Origin of the sequence: Streptomyces sp. MBT65, from assembly GCF_016612545.1 — a bacterium.
Lineage (GTDB): Bacteria > Actinomycetota > Actinomycetes > Streptomycetales > Streptomycetaceae > Streptomyces.
Window position 1 is genome coordinate 33477 of sequence record NZ_JAENRY010000093.1, and the last position, 1826, is coordinate 35302.

A 1826-nucleotide genomic window follows, 5' to 3' on the forward strand; every position below is an offset into this window, starting at 1 on the left:
GCGGCCTATGTCTAGCACGTGCGACTCCAATCGATGGTCACTCTCAATGGTCGAGAATCCGCGTTGGTCCTGACCGGAAGATGCCTGTCTTGATCGTCTTGCAAGGTCCTGCCCAACAGTTCGACACCCCGGAACGTGACTCACGTCACTTCCGTGTATAGCGAGACCCGCGTTGGCCTGGTTGGCCGGTTGGAGCACCCGCAGCGGTGAGCCTATGCACAGAGGTCGCGGACCAGCGGGCCGTTTGACTCAACGGGATGGACCTTGGCCGAGCCCCGCCCATTGGGTGCAGGTCACTCGAACCAGCAACTAGAGGTGCTCCTCGGTTAGAAACTGATCCAATTTCAACTCGTTTATCCCATCACGGATCTCGCCATCCCCTGATCCTGTCGACTCGATATGCGGCTTCAACTCTGCTCGATCTACTGCGAGTTGGCACATCACGCCAGTGATATCACGCAGGCAATACTGCACTCGGCGAGGTTGCGGGCCTGCAGGGCAGGCCGAGGCCAGCAGCGACTCCGCCGGCCAGAGTCGAGTCGACCTGCGGCCACAGGATCAAGCCAGCGAGTTCGAGTGGGACCTGCAAGCCATCAAGCAGGCAGACGATCTTGTCGATATTGGTCAGGCGACGCGCACCCGATTCCAGCATCGATAAGAACGGCTGACTCAGCCCGGTTAGCGTGCTCATGTCATCCTGTCGCAGGTGCCCGAGGGCACGTACCAGGGTGCAGAGTCTTCCGAAGTCCCGCTCGGCTAGAGCTAACCGGACTTCTGGCACGTCCCAGACTTGCTCGGGTACGCGGAGGGTCGCCGGTGTCGTCGCGTGCCGCCCTCGGAGGCAGGCGCTGCAGTATGCCTCCTGGTTGTATCTGCTCAGTTGGCAGTCGCACTCGCTGCAGCGGCGCGTGCGCGTGGTAGTCCCGGGTCCCTCGGCGGTGCGCGGTCCTGACACGGGTATCCACTCCTTGGTGACCTGGCGCCGGTGCTGTGCGCTGCGACGGCCACAGGAGCCGGTCAGCGTCTGACCGTTCCCATTCGTGGCCGTACGGTGGTTCACCAGCGCAGTTGGTGGTGCATCAAGGCTGGCGCCAGTCAAAGCGAAGGACCCGGACAGTCTGTCCGGGTCCGATTTTCCGCGTAGTGAAGGTTATTGATGTAGCGTCAAGTAGTGCTTCTCTCCGCCTCGGTGAGCACGGCTTCCCACGGGTACCGGCGCCCCGGCATCCCGGCCCGCGGCTCGGCGAGTGGCCACACCTCGTCCCCGTAGATCAACCGAACTCCCGCATCATGCAAGGCCTTCATGTGCCTCTCCCATGCGGGGTGCCGGGCGTGGGCGGCGTTCACCCGCGGCCAGACGACAACCGGCAGATCAAGGGTCCCTATAGCCTCGTTCACCTGAGTCAGCGCCTGGTTGTCCGAGATTCCCAAGGCCAGCTTGGCGATGGTGTTCGCGCTCGCGGGGGCAACGACGTAGCAGTCCACCGGAGGGTGCGGGCGCGAGTCCCCAGGCAGTCGCGGCTCGGTCCGTACGGGCAGGCCCGTCGACTTCTCGATCATGGCGGCCTCTCCGCTGGAACGGAGCCATTCGCCTGCTGTCGGCGTGAGCGTAACCGCGACGGTCCAGCCGCGTTCGAGGGCGGGAACCACGAGCCCCGTCCTCAGTTCCTCGACTCCGCCGGCACCCGACCCCACAACGCCCAGCACCTTGCCCTGCATCAACCTCACTGCACCGCCCTGCACCGTTGGGCCATGGCCAGCAACTCAGACGAACGGCTGCCGCCAGTGACCGGGGACTGCTTCCTCAGAGGGCGGTATGTGACGTG

The 1826-nt window shown here is 64.1% G+C and carries 2 protein-coding genes; both read right to left on the reverse strand.

What is annotated here, in order from left to right:
* Nucleotides 1-454 precede the first annotated feature (454 nt).
* Complete coding sequence (locus tag JHN63_RS22330; RefSeq protein WP_200682963.1) at nucleotides 455-691, reverse strand: transcriptional regulator; 237 nt, start codon at nucleotides 689-691, stop codon at nucleotides 455-457.
* A 473-nt stretch (nucleotides 692-1164) separates the two neighbouring features.
* Nucleotides 1165-1719, reverse strand: a complete 555-nt coding sequence (locus tag JHN63_RS22335; RefSeq protein ID WP_200682965.1) for a flavoprotein — start codon at nucleotides 1717-1719, stop codon at nucleotides 1165-1167.
* Between the last annotated feature and the right edge of the window lie 107 nt (nucleotides 1720-1826).

Coding starts and splice junctions, on each gene's coding strand:
- JHN63_RS22335 (WP_200682965.1), bottom strand. CDS start 1,719: ATGCAGGGCAAGGTGCTGGGCGTTGTGGGGTCGGGTGCCGGCGGAGTC.
- JHN63_RS22330 (WP_200682963.1), bottom strand. CDS start 691: ATGAGCACGCTAACCGGGCTGAGTCAGCCGTTCTTATCGATGCTGGAA.